Origin of the sequence: Cryobacterium sp. SO2, from assembly GCF_026151165.2 — a bacterium.
In the GTDB taxonomy this organism is placed as follows: domain Bacteria; phylum Actinomycetota; class Actinomycetes; order Actinomycetales; family Microbacteriaceae; genus Cryobacterium.
Genome location: NZ_CP117849.1, coordinates 745,692 through 763,462, shown reverse-complemented (window position 1 = coordinate 763,462; position 17,771 = coordinate 745,692). Strand labels below are relative to the sequence as shown.

At 68.1% G+C, this 17,771-nt stretch carries 17 protein-coding genes; 7 read left to right on the top strand and 10 right to left on the bottom strand.

Features of this window, described 5'->3' with window-relative positions; translation table 11 throughout:
• Positions 1-25: 25 nt before the first annotated feature.
• Genes BJQ94_RS03455 through BJQ94_RS03445 form a run of 3 tightly spaced genes read right to left on the bottom strand, consistent with a single transcriptional unit; the run spans position 26 to position 1,901 of the window.
• Positions 26-298 carry a PTS sugar transporter subunit IIB gene (locus tag BJQ94_RS03455; protein WP_134452394.1) on the bottom strand — a complete coding sequence of 91 codons (273 nt, stop codon included), beginning with the start codon at positions 296-298 and terminating at the stop codon, positions 26-28.
• Complete coding sequence (locus BJQ94_RS03450; protein WP_265399359.1) at positions 295-777, bottom strand: PTS sugar transporter subunit IIA; 483 nt, start codon at positions 775-777, stop codon at positions 295-297. The genes BJQ94_RS03455 and BJQ94_RS03450 overlap by 4 nt, the downstream gene beginning before the upstream one ends.
• Positions 778-806: 29 nt before the next feature.
• A complete protein-coding gene (locus BJQ94_RS03445) occupies positions 807-1,901 on the bottom strand; it encodes an adenosine deaminase (RefSeq protein ID WP_265399420.1) in 1,095 nt (364 codons plus the stop codon).
• A 278-nt stretch (positions 1,902-2,179) separates the two neighbouring features.
• Between BJQ94_RS03445 and BJQ94_RS03440 the strand changes: the two genes are divergently transcribed.
• Positions 2,180-3,097: a hypothetical protein gene (locus BJQ94_RS03440; RefSeq protein WP_265399360.1), complete on the top strand. Its 918-nt coding sequence runs from the start codon at positions 2,180-2,182 to the stop codon at positions 3,095-3,097.
• A gap of 181 nt (positions 3,098-3,278) precedes the next feature.
• On the opposite strand, the gene BJQ94_RS03435 is transcribed toward BJQ94_RS03440, so the two are convergent.
• The 7 genes from BJQ94_RS03435 to BJQ94_RS03405 form a co-directional block, all read right to left on the bottom strand.
• On the bottom strand, positions 3,279-4,595 hold the full coding sequence (locus BJQ94_RS03435; protein WP_265399361.1) for a thymidine phosphorylase: 1,317 nt from the start codon (positions 4,593-4,595) through the stop codon (positions 3,279-3,281).
• The gene (locus tag BJQ94_RS03430; protein ID WP_265399362.1) at positions 4,592-5,026 is read right to left on the bottom strand and encodes a cytidine deaminase; all 435 of its coding nucleotides are present in this window, start codon (positions 5,024-5,026) and stop codon (positions 4,592-4,594) included. Before BJQ94_RS03430 ends, BJQ94_RS03435 begins: the two co-directional genes overlap by 4 nt.
• 11 nt (positions 5,027-5,037) lie before the next feature.
• Positions 5,038-6,336: an ABC transporter permease gene (locus BJQ94_RS03425; protein ID WP_265399363.1), complete on the bottom strand. Its 1,299-nt coding sequence runs from the start codon at positions 6,334-6,336 to the stop codon at positions 5,038-5,040.
• Positions 6,333-7,595, bottom strand: coding sequence for an ABC transporter permease (locus BJQ94_RS03420; RefSeq protein WP_265399364.1), 1,263 nt, complete (start codon positions 7,593-7,595; stop codon positions 6,333-6,335). The genes BJQ94_RS03425 and BJQ94_RS03420 overlap by 4 nt, the downstream gene beginning before the upstream one ends.
• Positions 7,592-9,109 (bottom strand): ABC transporter ATP-binding protein, encoded by a 1,518-nt coding sequence (locus BJQ94_RS03415; protein WP_265399365.1) that lies wholly within the window; start codon positions 9,107-9,109, stop codon positions 7,592-7,594. The genes BJQ94_RS03420 and BJQ94_RS03415 overlap by 4 nt, the downstream gene beginning before the upstream one ends.
• A gap of 135 nt (positions 9,110-9,244) precedes the next feature.
• Positions 9,245-10,345: a BMP family ABC transporter substrate-binding protein gene (locus BJQ94_RS03410; protein ID WP_265399366.1), complete on the bottom strand. Its 1,101-nt coding sequence runs from the start codon at positions 10,343-10,345 to the stop codon at positions 9,245-9,247.
• A gap of 219 nt (positions 10,346-10,564) precedes the next feature.
• Positions 10,565-11,686: a mannose-1-phosphate guanylyltransferase gene (locus tag BJQ94_RS03405; RefSeq protein WP_265399367.1), complete on the bottom strand. Its 1,122-nt coding sequence runs from the start codon at positions 11,684-11,686 to the stop codon at positions 10,565-10,567.
• A 78-nt stretch (positions 11,687-11,764) separates the two neighbouring features.
• Between BJQ94_RS03405 and BJQ94_RS03400 the strand changes: the two genes are divergently transcribed.
• From BJQ94_RS03400 to BJQ94_RS03375, 6 genes are all read left to right on the top strand, one after another.
• Positions 11,765-12,919 carry a glycosyltransferase family 1 protein gene (locus BJQ94_RS03400; RefSeq protein ID WP_265399368.1) on the top strand — a complete coding sequence of 385 codons (1,155 nt, stop codon included), beginning with the start codon at positions 11,765-11,767 and terminating at the stop codon, positions 12,917-12,919.
• A 193-nt stretch (positions 12,920-13,112) separates the two neighbouring features.
• Positions 13,113-13,526 carry a succinate dehydrogenase, cytochrome b556 subunit gene (gene sdhC, locus BJQ94_RS03395; RefSeq protein WP_265399369.1) on the top strand — a complete coding sequence of 138 codons (414 nt, stop codon included), beginning with the start codon at positions 13,113-13,115 and terminating at the stop codon, positions 13,524-13,526.
• Positions 13,527-13,538: 12 nt separating this feature from the next.
• On the top strand, positions 13,539-13,991 hold the full coding sequence (locus BJQ94_RS03390; RefSeq protein WP_265399370.1) for a succinate dehydrogenase hydrophobic membrane anchor subunit: 453 nt from the start codon (positions 13,539-13,541) through the stop codon (positions 13,989-13,991).
• A 26-nt stretch (positions 13,992-14,017) separates the two neighbouring features.
• The gene (sdhA, locus tag BJQ94_RS03385) at positions 14,018-15,832 is read left to right on the top strand and encodes a succinate dehydrogenase flavoprotein subunit (RefSeq protein ID WP_265399371.1); all 1,815 of its coding nucleotides are present in this window, start codon (positions 14,018-14,020) and stop codon (positions 15,830-15,832) included.
• On the top strand, positions 15,832-16,593 hold the full coding sequence (locus tag BJQ94_RS03380) for a succinate dehydrogenase iron-sulfur subunit (RefSeq protein WP_265399372.1): 762 nt from the start codon (positions 15,832-15,834) through the stop codon (positions 16,591-16,593). Before sdhA ends, BJQ94_RS03380 begins: the two co-directional genes overlap by 1 nt.
• A gap of 92 nt (positions 16,594-16,685) precedes the next feature.
• Complete coding sequence (locus tag BJQ94_RS03375; RefSeq protein WP_265399373.1) at positions 16,686-17,756, top strand: YihY/virulence factor BrkB family protein; 1,071 nt, start codon at positions 16,686-16,688, stop codon at positions 17,754-17,756.
• Positions 17,757-17,771: the final 15 nt, after the last annotated feature.

Below are 17,771 nucleotides of genomic sequence, written 5' to 3'. Positions count from 1 at the left end.
TGCCCGGCCGGGCATCCGCGCCGGCTCAGCCGAGAGCGATTTCGAGCTTGGCGGTGAGCTCGTCGAGGTCGAAGAAATTGTCGATGACGATGACGTCGGCGTTGGTCTTGCCGATCGACGGCACCAGCTCGGACGAGGTGAGGATGACCTGCGCGTCGGCGGCCGCCAGTTTCACGCTGGCGATGTCTGCCGCCGTGACGTCAGCCTCGATGTCCAGGCGTTCGAGGGCGCGTTCGGCGTTCACCTTGAGAATGGCTGACGTGCCGATCCCGACTCCGCACAGTGCGACGATCTTCATTCTGAATCCTCCGTGCTGGCGTGTTCGCCGGTTGGTGCCGCGATGCCCAGGAGTGAGCGGACGGTTGCTGCGTCCGGTGCCGCTGCCAGCGCCGGGATGATGCTCGAATCGTTGAAGACGTTTGCGAGCTCGGCCACGAAGTGCACGTGCTCGTCTCCGGTGGTGACAGCCAGGCCCAGGACCACGTTGACGGGGTCGTTGTGCGGATGCCCGAACGCGACCGGTTCGGCCAGGGTGACCACGCTCAGGCCCTCGGTGAGCACGTCGGGGCCGGGCCGGGCGTGGGCCAGGGCGAGGCCGGGCGCGATCACCACGTAGGCGCCGAACTCCTCGATCACGCCGACCATGCGCTCGGTGTAGCCGGCAGACGTGGATCCGCTCCGCTCCAATGCTGCTCCGGCGGCGCCGACGGCGGCCCGCCAGTCGGGAACGTGCAGGCCGAGGTCGATGGCGTCGAGGGGAAGCGGGGGAAGCGACATGGCAGCTTTCGGGGTTGGGGTGGGGTCGGCTAGGCGTCGGCGAAGCCGGCGACGATGGCGTCGGCGAGTTCTTCGCGTTCTTCCAGCGGCAGGAACGCACTCGACGCCGCGTTGAGCTGCAGGGCCTCGAGGTCGTCGAGGTCGTAGCCGAACGCATCCGTCAGCAGGGCAAGCTCACGGCTGAGGGTGGTGCCGCTCATGAGCCTGTTGTCGGTGTTGACGGTGACGCGGAAGCCGAGCTGGTAGAGCAGGTCAAACGGGTGGTCGAGGATGTCGTCGCCCCACGCGGCGATGGCGCCGGTCTGCAGGTTCGACGACGGGCTCAGTTCGAGGGGGATCTCGCGGTCACGCACCCACTGGGCGAGCGGGCCGAGGGTGACGTAGGTGTTGTCCTGGTCTTCGCGGCCGATTTCGATGTCTTCGGCGAGGCGCACCCCGTGGCCCAGGCGCAGGGCCCGGCCGGCGAACAGGGCGCCACGGATGCTGTCGGGCCCGTCGGCCTCGCCGGCGTGCACGGTGACCGGGAAGAGGTTCTCCGCCAGGTAGTCGAAGGCGGCCGTGTGGTTCCCGGCGGGGAAGCCCTCCTCCGCACCGGCGATGTCGAAGCCGACCACGCCGAGGTCACGGTGCCGCACGGCGAGTTCGGCGACTTCGAGGCTGCGGTCGGCGTGCCGCATCGCCGTGATCAGCTGGCCGATCTTGATCGTCAGGCCGGCCTGCGCGACGCGGTCTATGCCGGCCTCGATGCCTTCCTGCACGGCGTCGACGGCCTGGTCGAGGCTGAGGCCGCCGGCGAGGTGCTGTTCGGGCGCCCAGCGGACTTCACCGTAGATGACGCCGTCGAGGGCGAGGTCCTCGACGAACTCACGGGCCACGCGCGCGAGGGCGTCGTGGGTCTGCATCACGGCGACCGTGATGTCGAAGGTCTTGAGGTAGTCCACGAGGGAACCGGATGCTGCCTGCCCGACGAACCAGTCGGCCAGGTCGGACTCGGTCGACGCGGGCAGGTCCAGCCCGATCGACTCGGCCAGCTCGATGATCGTGGCCGGCCGGAGGCCGCCGTCGAGGTGGTCGTGCAGGGAGACCTTGGGCAGGACGTTGATGCTGACGCCGCTGCCGGGCATCAGGTATTCCTCAGTGCTCGTATTCACTCCTCCAATCTATCGCCCCTGCGCTGCGCGTATCCCGATGCTGCCGCATCCGCGCCCGCCCCGACTTCGGGCAAAACACCCCATCAGCGCCGCTGAAGGGCAACTTTGCCCGAAGTCGGCGTCAGGCCCGTCGTCGACTTCGGGCAAAAGCCCCCTTGAGCGCCGCCCAGAGGGCATTTTGCGGCAAGTCGTGTGGGCGGCAGCGGTGGATAACTCCGACGTGCAGCGCGCAGAGGTGACAGTTTGGGCGGATGCATAAGCGAACGGAGCTCCCCCGCAGCCTTCCACCCGACGGGTTCACCGTCGCCCAGGCCCGCCTGGCCGGCGTCACACCCAAGCGCCTGTCCGCGAACGACCTCGACGCACCGTTCCACGGCGTCAGGGTCGCTGCCGGCACGCCGCACGAGGTGTCCGACCGGGCCAGGGCGTACGCGGCGGTGATGCCGGCTGGGCACTATTTCAGTCACGTCACCGCGGCGCAGCTGCTCGGGATGCCTCTGCCGCGCTACGCCACCCGCGACCTCCGACTGCATGTGAGCGCAGTCGTGCCCGAACGAGCACCGCAGGGCGCAGGGATAGCCGGGCACACCGTGATCAGCCGCCCGGAGGTATGGATCGTCGGCGGGCTCACCGTGCAGAACCCCATGACCACCTGGTGCGAACTGGCACCCCTCGTGGGCCTGGACGATCTCATTGCGGTCGGAGACCACCTGCTCGGGGTGCTGGATCCGCCGTACACGGCCGAGGAGCTCGCGGCAGTGGTGGCCGGGCGGGCCGGCCAGCGCGGCATCCGTCGGCTGCGCCAGGCGCTGGAGTGGGTGCGCCCCCGCGTCGAGTCGCGCCAGGAAACCCGGCTGCGGCTGCTGCTGGTGCGGGCGGGCCTGCCCGAACCGGAAACCAACGTGTACCTCCCGCTGCGTTACCAGCGCCGCCGGGTGCGGGGAGATCTGGTCTACCTCCGGTACCGCACCCTGGTGGAATACGACGGCGAACAGCACCGCACGGATGACGCGCAGTTCGCCCGAGATGTTGATCGGCTCGACGGGGTCATGGCAGAGGACTGGCGGGTGATCAGGGTGCTCAAGGACACCCCCGATGCCGACGTGATTGCCAGGGTCGATCAGGCGCTGCGTTCACGCGGCTGGCGCCCCCACAGCCGCTCTGAGTGACCCGAACCGCCGTCGCGCGTGCATCGACTTACGCCAAAAGCCCCCTTCATGGCGGTTGAAGGGTGCTTTTGCGGCAAGTCGGCGGATGCGGATGCGCCCACTTACGCCAAAAGCCCCCATCGGCACGCGTGAAGGGGGCTTTTGCGGCAAGTCGGCGGGGCCGGCTTGCGGGGTGAGGCCGCTAGCGGGTGATGCGCTCGGCGATCAGGGGGCCGCCGTCGAGGACGGGCTCGCCGGGATCGCCGATGCGCCAGGCGCCCTCGACGGCCTCGAGGGCCCGGCTGAACCGCTCCGGCTCGTCGGCGCTGAGCGTGAAGAGCGGCTCGCCGCGGCGCACGGTGTCGCCGGGCTTGGCGTGCAGGTCGATGCCGGCGGCGTGCTGCACGGGGTCCTGCTTGCGGGCACGGCCCGCGCCGAGCCGCCAGGCGCCGATGCCGAACGGCAGCGCCTGCTGCTCCACGAGCACGCCGTCGCGGTCGGCGAGCACGGTGTGGGTTTCACGAGCAACTGGCATCGCCGCGGTCGGGTCGCCGCCCTGGGCGCGGATGACCGCGTTCCACTTGTCCATCGCGCGGCCGTCCTTGAGGGCCTCTTCCACATCGACGTCGACAATGCCGGCCAGGCTGAGCATCTCGCGGGCGAGGGCAACGGTGAGCTCCACCACGTCGGCGGGGCCGCCGCCGGCGAGCACCTCGAGCGACTCGCGCACCTCGTTGGCGTTGCCGATGGCCAGGCCGAGCGGCACGTTCATGTTGGTCAGCAGTGCGGAGGTGGCCACGCCGGCATCCTCACCGAGCGCGACCATGGTGCGGGCAAGTTCGCGGGAGCGGTCGATGTCTTTCAGGAACGCGCCGGAGCCGAACTTGACGTCGAGCACGAGCGCGCTGGTGCCCTCGGCGATCTTCTTCGACATGATCGACGAGGCGATCAGCGGGATCGCCTCGACAGTGCCGGTGATGTCGCGGAGGGCGTAGAGCTTGCCGTCGGCCGGGGCCAGGCCGCTGCCGGCGGCGCAGATGACACCGCCGACATCCTGCAGCTGGGCGAACATCTCCTCGTTGCTGAGGTTGGCGCGCCAGCCGGGGATGGACTCGAGCTTGTCGAGGGTGCCGCCGGTGTGGCCGAGACCGCGGCCGGAGAGCTGCGGCACTGCGGCGCCGAAGACCGCGACGAGGGGCATCAGCGGCAGGGTGATCTTGTCGCCGACACCGCCGGTGGAGTGCTTGTCGGTGGTGGGCTTGTCCAGCCGATCGAAGCTCATCCGCTCGCCGGAGTTGATCATGGCCATGGTGAGGTCGCGGATCTCCCGGCGGGACATGCCGTTGAGGAAGATCGCCATGGTCATGGCGGCCATCTGCTCGTCGCCGACGTAACCGCGGGTGTACGCGTCGATCAGCCAGTCGATCTGCGGCGTCGAGAGCTCGCCCTGATCGCGCTTGGCGTGGATGAGGTCGACGGCGTCGAAGGCCTCGATGGTGCGGGCGGGCGTGGTGCTCATGAGTTGTCTTCCCTGTAAGCGGCGAGCTGGCGGGGCCCGAAGGCGTCCGGCAGGACCTCGTCGATGGTGCGCACGCCGGAGACGGTCTCCAACAGCATGCCTGGTGCCGAGTGTTCGTAGAGCAGCTGGCGGCAGCGGCCGCACGGCATCAGTGTGTTGCCGTTGCCGTCGACGCAGCTGAACGCGACGAGCTGGCCGCCGCCGGTGAGGTGCAGCACGGAGACCAGCGCGCACTCGGCGCACAGGGTGAGGCCGTACGAGGCATTCTCCACGTTGCATCCGCTGATCACCCGGCCGTCGGTGACGAGGGCCGCCGCGCCCACCGGGAACTTCGAGTACGGCACGTAGGCGTGGGTCATCGCCTCGGCGGCCGCGGCGCGCAGCACGCCCCAGTCGATATCCCCGGACGTCGGGCTCAGGTCAGCAGTCACTGTGGTCTCCGTCACGATTTGATGTAGGGTTTGCCGGATGCCGCCGGCCCCCGGGACTGGCCCACCAGGCCGGCCACGGCGAAGATGGTGACCAGGTAGGGCAACATCAGCATGAACTCGCTGGGCACCGGCGAACCGATGATGCTGAGCACGTTCTGCAGGTTGCTGGCGAAGCCGAACAGGAGCGCCGCGAGGGTGGCCCTGATCGGGTCCCACCGGCCGAAGATCACCGCCGCGAGGGCGATGAAGCCGGCGCCGGCCGTCATCTCCTTGCCGAAGGCGCCCACCGACCCGAGGGTGAAGTACGCGCCGCCGAGGCCGGCGACGGCGCCCGCGAGCGAGACATTCCAGAAGCGGGTGCCGGTGACGTTGATGCCCACGGTGTCCGCGGCCTGCGGGTGCTCGCCCACCGAGCGGAGGCGCAGGCCCCACCGGGTGTGGAAGATGCCGTAGTACACGGCGGCGACGGCGATGTACATGATGTACACGATCAGGGTCTGCCGGAAGAATACCGGCCCGATGATCGGGATTTCGCTGAGCAGCGGGATGTTGATGCGCTCGAACTTGGGCGGCTGGTTGAGCAGGGCCGCGTTCGGGGCAAGCACCTGGGAGAACAGGAACCCGGTGAGGCCGGTGACGAGCACGTTGAGCACCACACCGACGATGACCTGGTCGACGAAGTACTTGATCGAGAAGGCCGCGAGCACGAAGGACACCAGCATGCCGGCCACCATGGCGGCCAGCAGGCCGAGCAGCGGCTGCTGGGTGACGGAGGCCACGATCGCCGAGGTGAACGCGCCGGCCAGCAGCTGGCCCTCGATCGCCACGTTGACGACACCGACCCGTTCGGAGATGACCCCGCCGAGTGCGCCGAAGATGAGCGGAACGGCCAGGCTCAGCGAGCCGAACAGCAGGCCGGGAATGGGGATGCGGGCGTCGGCGGAGGCCCACGCCAGGAACCCGACGAGCAGCAGAACGCCGAACACCGAGATCAGCCACAGCGGCACCTTGCGGTGCGTCTGCACCATCCAGGCGCTGACGGCGGTGATGGCCGCCAGCAGGACACTGATGACGATGCCGGTCGCCTTGGTGGGCAGCAGCACATCGGGCAGCTGGATCAGATCGCTCGAGGTGGAGAGCACCATGGTGCTGGTGCCGGAGCGGCCGAAGACCACGAGCAGCAGGATGCCGAGCACCGTGAAGACGCCGAGGACGATCGGCACCTTCCAACTCTTGATCACGGTGGTGCCGGGGCCCTCATCGGGTTCGACGGGCTGGGTGGGCTGATTCACTGGAGCGATGGTGCTCATTTCGCCGCCACCTCCTGGGTCACGTTGGGGACGGGTCTGCGGCGGGGCGCGCCGGGTGCCGGCAGGCGGAAGATGGCGCGCACCAGCGGAGGTGCCGCGATGAACAGCACGATGAGCGACTGCACAACGAGCACGATGTCGATGGGCACACCCTCTGCGGCCTGCATCGAGAAGCTGCCGGCCTTGAACGCGCCGAACAGGATGCCGGCGGCGAACACGCCCCACGGCTTGGACCGGCCCAGCAGCGCAACGGTGATGGCGTCGAAGCCGATGCCGGAGTCGATGCCGGCGCCGAAGCCGCTGGTGGTGGTGCCGAGCACCTGGTTGATGCCGGCCAGGCCGACGAGCCCGCCGGAGAGCAGCATCGCGTAGACGTACATGCGCTGCACGCTGATGCCGGCGACCCTGGCCGCGTTGGGGTTCTCACCCACGGCGCGGAACTTGAAGCCCAGGTTGGAGCGGCTGAGCAGCCACCAGGTGAACACCGTCGCGGCGATCACGAGGATGAAACCGAAGTGCACGCCGTAGTTGGGGCCGAGCAGGTCGAAGAAGACCGCGGTCTCCTTCGACGCCGGGCTCTTCGGGTTGTTCGAGCCGGGGGTCTTGAGGAACCCGTCCCGCAGCAGGTAGCTGACCAGGTAGAACGCGACGTAGTTGAGCATGATCGTGGTGATCACCTCGTGCGCGCCGGTGCGGGCCTTGAGCAGGCCGACCAGCCCGCCCCAGAGAGCGCCGCCGAGCACGCCGGCCACGAGGGCGGCGATCATGTGGATGCCGCTGGGCAGGTCGAGTGCGAACGCGACCCAACCGCCGAGCGTCGCGGCGATGAGCATCTGGCCGCGGCCGCCGATGTTGAACAGGCCCACCCGGAATCCGAGCGCGACGCCGAGACCGGCGGCGATCAGCGGGGTGGCGTAACCGAGGGTCTCGGTGAACGGCTTGATGCCGTCGGCGAACCCTGGGCGGCGGAAGTTGTAGACCGACCCCTGGAACAGGGCGGAGTACGCCCCGGAGACGGCGTCCCAGACGGCGTTGAGCATGTCACCCGGGCGGGAGAAGAAGTACCCGGCGGTCTGCTGCACGTTCTCGTTCGTGAACGCAATCATGACGGCGCCCACGAGCAGGGCGAGCACGACGGCGAGCACGGAGATGATCGCGTTGCCGGTGGTGATCTCCCGGAAGACGTTGTGCCACCTGGACGGTTCGGTGGGCTCCGGCGCCGACGCGGGGGTCGTGGCTGGCTGCTGAGCGGCGCTCATGCTGCGGCTCCTTCTGCGGGCGTTTCGCCCGCCATCATGAGACCCAGGACGGATCGGGGGGTGTCGCCGGGAACGATGCCGATGATGCGACCGCGGTACATCACCATGATGCGGTCGGCGAGGGCGGCGACCTCGTCGAGTTCGGTGGAGATCACGATGACCGGCGTGCCGGCATCCCGCGTCGCCACGATGCGTTCGTGCACGAACTCGATCGAGCCGACGTCGAGGCCGCGGGTGGGCTGGGCGGCGACGAACAGGCGCAGGTCGCGGCTGAGCTCGCGGGCGAGCACGACCTTCTGCTGGTTGCCACCGGAGAGCCGGCCGACCGGGGTGTCGATGCCCTGGGATCGCACGTCGAATTCCTTCACCTTGGTGCGGGCGAAGTCGGCGAGGAAGCTCAGCTGCAGGTTGAACCGCTTGACGAACGGCAGCTTGTTGGACCGGTCGAGCATGAGGTTCTCGGCGATGGTGAACCCGCCGACGAGACCGTCTCTGGTGCGGTCCTCCGGTACGAAGCCGACGCCGGCGTCGAGCACCTGGCGCACAGAGTGGCCGCGCAGGGAGTGCCCGTCGAGGGTGATCTCGCCGAGCACGCGGGGCTGCAGGCCCATCAGCGCCTCGGTCAGTTCGGTCTGCCCGTTGCCCTGCACCCCGGCGATGGCGAGGATCTCACCGACCTTCACGTCGAAGCTGACGTCGTTGACGAGGATCTGGCCGAGCGGGTCGATCACGGTGAGGTTGGTCACGACCAGTGCGGGGGCGCCGGGGGTTGCCGGGGCCTTGTCGACGGTGAGGTCGACGGCTCTGCCCACCATGAGGGTGGCGAGCTCTTCGTTGCTGGCCGTCGGCGAGGCGGTGCCGACGACCTTGCCCAGACGGATGACGGTGATGCGGTCGGCGACCTCGCGCACCTCCCGCAGCTTGTGGGTGATGAAGACGATGGAGGTGCCCGCGGCCTTGAGCTGGCGCATGATGTTCATCAGCTCGTCAGTTTCCTGCGGGGTGAGCACGGCGGTGGGCTCGTCGAAGACCAGCACCTTGGCGTCTCGGGAGAGCGCCTTGATGATCTCCACCCGCTGCTGCACACCAACGGGCAGGTTCTCCACCAGGGCGTCGGGGTCGACGTCGAAGCCGAACCGGTCGGAGATCTCGCGCACCCGTTTGCGGGCGGCCGCGAGGTCGAGGCGCCCACCGAAGGCGGTCTGCTCGTGGCCGAGCATCACGTTCTCGGCGACGGTGAAGACCGGGATGAGCATGAAGTGCTGGTGCACCATGCCGATGCCGGCGCCCATGGCGTCGCCGGGCCCGGAGAAGTGCTGAGGCACACCGTCGAGCAGGATCTCGCCCTCCTCGGCCCGGTACAGGCCGTAGAGCACGTTCATCAACGTTGACTTACCGGCCCCGTTCTCGCCGAGCAGGGCATGGATTTCGCCCTCCTCGATGGTGAGGTTGATGTCGTCATTGGCAACAAGGGCACCGAATCTCTTCGTAATGCCGCGAAGTTCGAGCTTCATAGTCTTCGATTCTATTGAGGTGCTGCCCGGCCGGGTTCTCGCGGAGGGTGCGGCGCACAACGGAACGGGGAGGTCAACGTAACGCTGACCTCCCCGTTGAACTGCTGTGGTGCGTGTGGCGCGAGCGCCAGGTGACTACTTCGGCGTTGCGTCGCTGGTCACGACGATGTCGCCGCTGATGATCTGCGCCTTGAGGTCGTCGACCTCGGTGACGAGAGCCGGGTCAACCTTGGACTCCCAGTCGTGCAGCGGGGCCAGGCCGACGCCCTCGTTCTCCAGCGTGCCGACGTACGGGTCGGCGGAGAAGTCTCCGCCGGCTGCGTCGGTGACGATGGTGTCGGTCGCGTCAGTCATCGACTTCATGACCGAGGTGAGGTAGAGCGAAGCGAACTCGGGGGTGGTCTCGAACAGGTCGCTGTCGACACCGACGATGGCGACGTCCTTGCCGGACTCGGTGATGGCCTGCGCGGTGCCCTGGAACAGCGGGCCGGCGACCGGGAGGATGATGTCCGCACCGGCGTCGATGAGGCCCTGGCTCAGGGTCTTGCCTGCGCTGATGTCATCGAAGCCACCGGCGAACAGACCGGCCTGCGAGGCCTTGTCCCAGCCGGTGAGCTTGACGTCGGTGCCCTTTTCGGTGTTGTAGTACGCGATGCCGTCGGCGAAGCCGTCCATGAAGATGGTGACGGACGGGTACTGCATGCCACCGAAGGTGCCGACGGTGCCGGTCTTGGTGGTGCCTGCAGCGAGGTAGCCGGCCAGGAAGGCAGCCTGCGCGGTGTCGTAGAGGACCGGCTTGACATTGTCGAGCGTCAGCGGGCTGAAGTCGTCGTTGGAGAGCGCGGAGTCGATGATCGCGAACTCGGTGTCCGGGTTGGCCTGCGCGGCGTCGCGGGTGGCGTTGGCGAGGGCGAAGCCGACGGTGAGGATGAAGTCGCAGCCCTGGTCGACCATGCTGGTCACGTTGCCCGCGTACTGGTCCTCTGAGGTGGACTCGGCCTGCTTGAATTCAACACCGAGCTCGTCAGCGGCCTGGGACATGCCGTCGAAGCTGGACTGGTTGAAGGACTTGTCGTCGAAGCCGCCGAAGTCGGAGACGATGCAGGGAAGGAAGTCCACTGCCGCAGCGTCGCTCGAGCCTTCGTCGGTGGGGGCCGGCGCACACGCCGCGAGCAGAGCGAGAACGCCGAGAGAGGCAAGGCCGCCGAGCGTTGCCTTGCGGGTCGTGATTGTCAAGATTGACCTCCAGATGAGGCCCGGCGTGGGATCGCGCGGGCTGCTATATGGCTTACACGTTACCCAGAACAACCCTGCTCAGATGAGCAAACCGACACTGTAGCCAAAAGGTTATCAAGCCGCGACATTCCGGAAATCCGAACGACACAAATAGTCATCTACCGGGGCTATTCCTGAGAAAGTCTCGCGCGGCGCCCCGGCCGGCCGCCGACCGGCCGGTTAGAGGACGTCGGAGCTGCCGGAGAGCCGGAGGGCGTCGACGACGGCCTTGACCTTCTGCGCGTTCGCGCTGGTGGTGACCAGGAGGGCATCGGGGGTGTCGACCACGACGATGTCGTCGACACCGATCAGGGCGATCATGCGCTTGGTGTGGCTGACCACGATGCCGCTCGACGAGTCGGCGAGCACGCGGGCGCCCTCACCGAGGATCGCCAGGTCGCGCTTGCGGCCGTTGGCGTGGATCTTGGCGATCGACGCGAAGTCGCCCACGTCATCCCAGTCGAACTGGCCGGGGATCACGGCCAGCTTGCCCTGAGCCGCCGCGGGTTCGGCGACGGAGTAGTCGATGGCGATCTTCTTCAGCTTGGGCCAGACCTGGTCGACGACGGCGCCGCGGCGCGGGGTGTCCCAGGCCTCGGCCAGTTCGAGCAGACCTGCGAGCAGTTCGGGCTCCGACGCGCCGATCTCCTCGAGCAGCCGGTCGGCACGGGCGATGAACATGCCGGCGTTCCACAGATACTGGCCACTGGAGAGGTACCGCTTGGCGGTGGCCGGGCTGGGCTTCTCCACGAAGGAGTTCACCGACTGGGCGCTCGGGGCGCCGGGGATGTTCAGGGCCGCGCCGGTCTTGATGTAGCCGAAGCCGATCGCCGGTTCGGTGGGCTGGATGCCGATGGTGACGATGAGGCCGGTGTCGGCGGCAGCGATAGCCTCGACGATGGCCTGCCGGAAGGCCGCCGGGCCCTTGATGACGTGGTCGGCGGCGAACGAACCGATGATCACGCCGGGCTCGCGGCGCTCCAAGATCGCCGCGGCAAGGCCGATCGCGGCGGAGGAGTCCCGAGGTTCGCTCTCCAACACCACGTTGAGGTCGGCCAGTTCCGGCAGCTGTTCTTCGACGGCGGCGCGGTGCGCCCGGCCGGTGACGACCATGATGCGCTGGTCGCCGCTCAACGGCGCGAGGCGGTCCCAGGTGGCGCGCAGCAGGGTCTGGCCGCTGCCGGTGAGGTCGTGCAGGAACTTCGGGGCGTCGGCGCGCGACAGCGGCCAGAGCCTGGAGCCGATCCCGCCGGCGGGGATCACACTGTAGAAGCGGTCGAGGGCATCGCTGGAGTGAGACATTGCGCCAGACTACCGCTCGCGTGACCCTGTTCACCGTGGGTTCACCCGGTGGACGCACCCGCTGCCTACTCTGTGGGCATGAGGGTCGCCGTCGTCAGCGAAAGCTTCCTCCCCACTATCAGCGGGGTCACCACGAGTGTCTGCAAGGTACTCGACGAGCTGCGCCGCCGCGGGCACGAGGCGATGGTGATAGCCCCGTCGGGCGCCCCGGCCAGCTACGCCGGATTTCCGGTGCACACCGTGCCCGCCGTCTCCTACCGGCAGTTCCCGGTTGGGCTGCCGAACCCCCGGGTGCTCACCCTGCTCGCCGACTTCCAGCCGGATGTGCTGCACGCCGCGTCTCCGTTCCTGCTGGGCGCGCAGGGCATCGCCGCCGCCCGGCGCCTGGGCGTGCCGAGCGTGGCCGTGTTCCAGACGGATGTGGCCGGCTACGCGCACCGCAACCACCTCGGCCAGGCGACCCGGCTGGCCTGGCGGTTCGTCAAGTGGGTGCACGACGGCGCCGACCTCACCCTGGTGCCCTCCGCCGCGTCGATGCGGGATCTCCGCCGCATCGGGGTGCAGCGGCTGGACCGGTGGACCAGGGGCGTGGACCTGGACGGCTATCACCCGAACCACCGGCGGGACCCCGCGGCCCTGGCGCTGCGCGAGCGGCTCGCCCCGAACGGCGAGGTCGTGATCGGCTACGTGGGCCGGATCGCTCCGGAGAAGCAGGTGGAACGATTCCGGGCCCTGCGCGGGGTGCCCGGCATCAGCATCGCCCTGGTCGGCGACGGGCCGTCCACTCCCCTGGTGGCCCGCGCGCTGGCCGGACTGCCGGTGACCTGGCTGGGCCGCCTCGCCGGCCAGGAGCTCGCCCACGCCTACGCCGCGTTCGACGTGTTCCTGCACGCCGGCACCGAGGAGACCTTCGGGCAGACGCTGCAGGAGGCGCATGCCGCCGGCCTGCCCGTCGTCGCCCCACGGGCCGGCGGCCCGATCGACCTCGTCGAGCACGGCGTGGACGGGTTCTTGTTCGAACCCGACGTCGACCACGACCTGCGCCGGCACGTGGCCGCGCTCGTCGCCGACGCCTCGCTGCGGCACCGGATGGGCGAGGCCGGCCGGCGTGCCGTGCTCGGCCGCAGCTGGGAGAGCGTCTGCAGCACCCTGTTCGACTACTACCAGCTGGTCGTCGACGAGGGACTCTCCCACCGCGCCGAGACCCTGGTGCCGCTCGCGCAACGCCGATAGCCGTGCCGGCGACCGCGCATCCGCCCCTCGAATCTTTCGGGCCTTAAGCCTCTGGCAGCCTCGCCGGCCCGAGCCGGTTAGGCAGTCCTAACCAGACTTATCTCGTCATCGAGACATAGAATAGACGCACGTGTTTGTTCAACGATGACACCTCGTTCAGCAGGGGTCACGACTCAGCCAGGGAGGGTTGGTCATGCCAAAATCGGCAGGGACCCTGACAGCTCAGCGGAGGACGACGTCACGTCGCCCGGCCGGAACGCTCTACCGCGGCCGCGAGGGCATGTGGTCCTGGGTGTTGCACCGGATCACCGGGGTCGCGATCTTCTTCTTCCTCCTCGTGCACATCCTCGACACCGCCCTCGTGCGGGTCAGTCCAGAGGCGTACAACGCGGTGATCAGCCAGTACCAGACGCCCATCATGGGCCTGGGCGAACTGGCCCTCGTCGCCGCGATCGTGTTCCACGCCTTCAACGGCCTGCGGATCATCGCGATCGACTTCTGGAACGCGAAGTACCAGCGGGTGCTGTTCTACGTGGTGATCGGCCTCTGGGTGGTCACCATGCTCGGCTTCGCGCCCCGCCACCTGATCAACGTGTTCAGCCACTAGGAGGGCAGGATCATGACCTCGACACTCGCCGCCCCCCGCAGCCCGTACGCCCGCGCCCCGCGCAAACGCGGCGTGAACTGGGAGAAGTGGGGCTGGATCTACATGCGCGTCTCCGGCATCGTGCTGGTGGTGCTGATCTTCGGCCACCTGTTCGTGAACCTGATGGTGGGCGAGGGCGTCAGCGCCCTCAACTTCGCCTTCGTCGCCGGCAAGCTCTCCAACCCGTTCTGGCAGTGGTGGGACGTGGCGATGCTCTGGCTCGCACTCATCCACGGCGGCAACGGCATGCGCACCCTCGTGAACGACTACGCCACGACACGCGTCGGCCGCGGCATCCTCAAATCGGCGATCCTCGCCGCGGTGGTCATCCTGATCGTGCTCGGCACGCTCGTGGTGTTCACCTTCGACGCCTGCCCGGCCGGCCAGCCTGCCGACCTTCTGCCCACTTTCTGCCAGGCCCTTTAGGCCCTCGAGGAGCTGCAAAAACTTTCATGACGGATGCACCTGTGACCAACCCCGTTGAATCCACCATCGTCGACGGGGTGCACTACCACCAGTTCGACATCGTCATCATCGGGGCGGGAGGAGCGGGCATGCGGGCCGCCATCGAGGCCGGACCGAACGCATCCACCGCCGTGATCTCGAAGCTCTACCCCACCCGCTCGCACACCGGCGCGGCGCAGGGCGGCATGGCCGCCGCCCTGGCGAACGTGGAGGAAGACAACTGGGAGTGGCACACCTTCGACACCGTCAAGGGCGGCGACTACCTCGTCGACCAGGACGCCGCGGAGATCCTCGCCAAGGAAGCCATCGACGCCGTCATCGACCTCGAGAACATGGGCCTGCCGTTCAACCGCACCCCCGAGGGCAAGATCGACCAGCGCCGCTTCGGCGGCCACACCCGCGACCACGGCAAGAGCCCGGTGCGCCGCGCCTGCTACGCCGCCGACCGCACCGGCCACATGATCCTGCAGACGCTGTACCAGAACTGCGTCAAGCGCGGCATCAACTTCTTCAACGAGTTCTACGTGCTCGACCTGATCATGACCAACGTCGACGGTGTCGACCAGCCCTCCGGTGTGGTCGCCTACGACCTCGCGAGCGGCGAGCTGCACGTCTTCTCCGGCAAGGCGTTCATCTTCGCCACCGGCGGCTTCGGCAAGATCTACAAGACCACCTCCAACGCGCACACCCTCACCGGCGACGGCGTGGGCATCATCTGGCGGAAGGGCCTGCCGCTGGAGGACATGGAGTTCTTCCAGTTCCACCCGACCGGCCTGGCCGGCCTGGGCATCCTGCTCACCGAGGGCGCCCGCGGTGAGGGCGCCATCCTGCGAAACGCCAGCGGCGAGCGGTTCATGGAGCGCTACGCGCCCACCATCAAGGACCTCGCCCCGCGTGACATCGTGGCCCGCTGCATGGTCAAGGAGGTCGCGGAAGGCCGCGGCGCCGGCCCCAACAAGGACTACGTCTACCTGGACTGCACCCACCTGGGCGCAGAGGTGCTCGAGACCAAGCTGCCCGACATCACCGAGTTCGCCCGCACCTACCTCGGCGTCGACCCGGTCACCGAGCCCGTGCCCGTGATGCCCACCGCGCACTACGCGATGGGCGGCATCCCCACCAACGTCAAGGCGGAGGTGCTGCGCGACAACACCACCGTCGTTCCCGGACTCTACGCCGCCGGCGAATGCGCCTGCGTGTCGGTGCACGGCTCCAACCGGCTCGGCACCAACTCGCTGCTGGACATCAACGTGTTCGGCAAGCGCGCCGGCAACAACGCCGTGGAGTACGTCAAGACCGCGGAGTTCGTGCCGCTGCCCGAGGACCCGGCCAAGTTCGTGCGGGAGCTGCTCGCCACCATCCGCACCTCGACCGGCACCGAGCGCATCGCGGTGCTCCGCCGTGAACTGCAGGAGGTCATGGACGCCAAGGCCCAGGTCTTCCGCACCGACGAGTCCCTCTCCGAGGTCACCGAGACCATCCACCTGCTGCGCGAGCGCTACAAGAACATCGGCGTGCAGGACAAGGGCCGCCGGTTCAACACCGACCTGCTCGAGGCCGTCGAACTGGGCTTCCTGCTCGACCTGGCCGAGGTGGTGGTGTTCTCCGCCCGCAACCGCAAGGAGAGCCGCGGCGGCCACATGCGCGACGACTACCCGCTGCGCGACGACGTGAACTACCTGCAGCACACCATGGCGTACCTGTCGGGCGACGCCCTGTCGGCGGATGCCGCCGACCACATTTCGCTCGACTGGAAGCCCGTGACCATTACGCGTTACCAGCCGATGGAGAGGAAGTACTAGTGAGCACCCCCACCCTCGAGAAGCCTCCGGCGGTTCCCGAAGAGATCCAGTCGTTCACGGTCACCCTGTCGGTGCGCCGGTTCAACCCGGAGACCGACGAAGACCCGCACTGGGAGAACTACGACGTCGAAATGTACGCGACGGACCGCATCCTGGACGCCCTGCACAAGATCAAGTGGGAACAGGACGGCTCGTTGAGCTTCCGCCGCTCCTGCGCGCACGGCATCTGCGGCTCGGACGCTATGCGCATCAACGGGCGCAATCGGTTGGCCTGCAAGACCCTGATCAAGGATCTCGACATCACCAAGCCGGTGACGGTGGAGGCCATCAAGGGCCTCCCGCTGGAGAAGGACCTGATCGTGGACATGGAGCCGTTCTTCGCGTCCTTCCGCGAGGTGCAGCCGTTCCTGATGGCGCAGAACACGCCCAAGGACGGCAAGGAGCGCATCCAGACCGTCGCCCAGCGCGAACGCTTCGACGACACCACCAAGTGCATCCTCTGCGCCGCGTGCACGTCGAGCTGCCCGGTCTTCTGGACCGACGGCCAGTACTTCGGCCCGGCCGCGATCGTGAACGCACACCGGTTCATCTTCGACTCCCGCGACGAGAACGCCGCCGTGCGCCTGGACATCCTCAACGACAAGGAAGGCGTCTGGCGTTGCCGCACGACCTTCAACTGCACCGAAGCCTGCCCGCGCGGGATCCAGGTGACGCAGGCCATCGCCGAGGTCAAGCAGGCCATCATGCGCGGTAAGCCCTAAAAGTCCTTACGGATTTCTCACGAACGGCGGCCTCTGGCCGCCGTTTGTGGTTAACGCCCGGTTGGGGCACACCCTCTGGCTAGGCTGGAGCGATGAAGATCGGCGACCTCATCAAGCGCGTCATGGCCTCACGGCCTGCGCGGGTGTACACCCACTTCGGCCAGAGCCGCGGACCGATTCTGGCCGCCGGCATGGCCTACCAGGCGATCTTCGCGATCTTTGCCGCTCTCTGGCTGGTGTTCTCGGTTGCCGGATTGTGGCTGGCCGCGAACCCGCAATTGCTCGATCAGTTGTTCGTGATCATCAACCAGTCGATACCCGGCCTGATCGGTGACGGTGGCATCGACCCGAAGGATCTGGCCAGTACCGGCGCACTCACCTGGAGCGGCGCTCTCGCCCTGGTCGGTCTGCTCGCCACTACCCTGGGCTGGCTGAACACCACCTCGCAGGCCGTGCGCGGCATCTTCGGCATGGGCCAGGAGACCACGTTCTTCGTTCTTGTGAAGCTGCGCGAGCTCGGCCTCGGCCTTCTGTTCGGTCTGGCTCTCGTGGTCTCCGCCGTCATCTCGATCGTGAGCACCGAACTGCTGCGCTGGTTTCTGGGCCTGTTCGGACAGGGCGCCGACTCGTTCTGGTTCGTCGCGTCTAGCCAGACCGTCGCCCTGCTGATCGTGCTCCTCATCGACACCATCACCCTCGCCGCCCTGTTCCGGGTGCTCTCGCACGTGCGCATCCCCTGGCGGAACCTGCTGGTGGGCTCGCTGCTCGGTGCGATCGCGCTGGGCGTGCTCAAGGTACTCGGCGCTGCCCTCCTCGGCGGCGCGGCCAAGAACCCGCTCCTGGCCGGCTTCGCGGTGATCATCGGTCTGTTGATCTGGTTCAACCTCACCTCCACCGTCACCCTGATCTCCGCCTCCTGGATCGCGGTCGGCATGCAAGACGCCGGCATCCCGCCGTCGAGCCTGAGCGCAGACGAGACGAAGAAGATCGAAGAGGAGAAGGAGGCCGACGCGCTGCGCCTGGCCGCCACCGTGGAACTGCGGCAAGCGCGGCTGGCCCGGGAGAGCGCATCCTGGTTGCAACGGCCCGGCAGCAACCGGCGGTTGCGCCGCGCCCAGCAGCGCGCCGAGAAGTACGGCGTGACGGAGCCGGCCGAGCGGTAGCCCCGGCCGGTGTCG

Excerpts from the sequence above, each read along its gene's own strand:
- BJQ94_RS03400 (WP_265399368.1), top strand. The coding sequence starts at position 11,765 with ATGAGGGTCGCCGTCGTCAGCGAAAGCTTCCTCCCCACTATCAGCGGG.
- BJQ94_RS03440 (WP_265399360.1), top strand. The coding sequence starts at position 2,180 with ATGCATAAGCGAACGGAGCTCCCCCGCAGCCTTCCACCCGACGGGTTC.
- BJQ94_RS03455 (WP_134452394.1), bottom strand. The coding sequence starts at position 298 with ATGAAGATCGTCGCACTGTGCGGAGTCGGGATCGGCACGTCAGCCATT.
- sdhA (WP_265399371.1), top strand. The coding sequence starts at position 14,018 with ATGACGGATGCACCTGTGACCAACCCCGTTGAATCCACCATCGTCGAC.
- BJQ94_RS03390 (WP_265399370.1), top strand. The coding sequence starts at position 13,539 with ATGACCTCGACACTCGCCGCCCCCCGCAGCCCGTACGCCCGCGCCCCG.
- BJQ94_RS03425 (WP_265399363.1), bottom strand. The coding sequence starts at position 6,336 with ATGAGCACCATCGCTCCAGTGAATCAGCCCACCCAGCCCGTCGAACCC.
- BJQ94_RS03420 (WP_265399364.1), bottom strand. The coding sequence starts at position 7,595 with ATGAGCGCCGCTCAGCAGCCAGCCACGACCCCCGCGTCGGCGCCGGAG.
- BJQ94_RS03445 (WP_265399420.1), bottom strand. The coding sequence starts at position 1,901 with ATGCCCGGCAGCGGCGTCAGCATCAACGTCCTGCCCAAGGTCTCCCTG.
- BJQ94_RS03435 (WP_265399361.1), bottom strand. The coding sequence starts at position 4,595 with ATGAGCACCACGCCCGCCCGCACCATCGAGGCCTTCGACGCCGTCGAC.
- BJQ94_RS03450 (WP_265399359.1), bottom strand. The coding sequence starts at position 777 with ATGTCGCTTCCCCCGCTTCCCCTCGACGCCATCGACCTCGGCCTGCAC.
- BJQ94_RS03405 (WP_265399367.1), bottom strand. The coding sequence starts at position 11,686 with ATGTCTCACTCCAGCGATGCCCTCGACCGCTTCTACAGTGTGATCCCC.
- sdhC (WP_265399369.1), top strand. The coding sequence starts at position 13,113 with ATGCCAAAATCGGCAGGGACCCTGACAGCTCAGCGGAGGACGACGTCA.
- BJQ94_RS03375 (WP_265399373.1), top strand. The coding sequence starts at position 16,686 with ATGAAGATCGGCGACCTCATCAAGCGCGTCATGGCCTCACGGCCTGCG.
- BJQ94_RS03415 (WP_265399365.1), bottom strand. The coding sequence starts at position 9,109 with ATGAAGCTCGAACTTCGCGGCATTACGAAGAGATTCGGTGCCCTTGTT.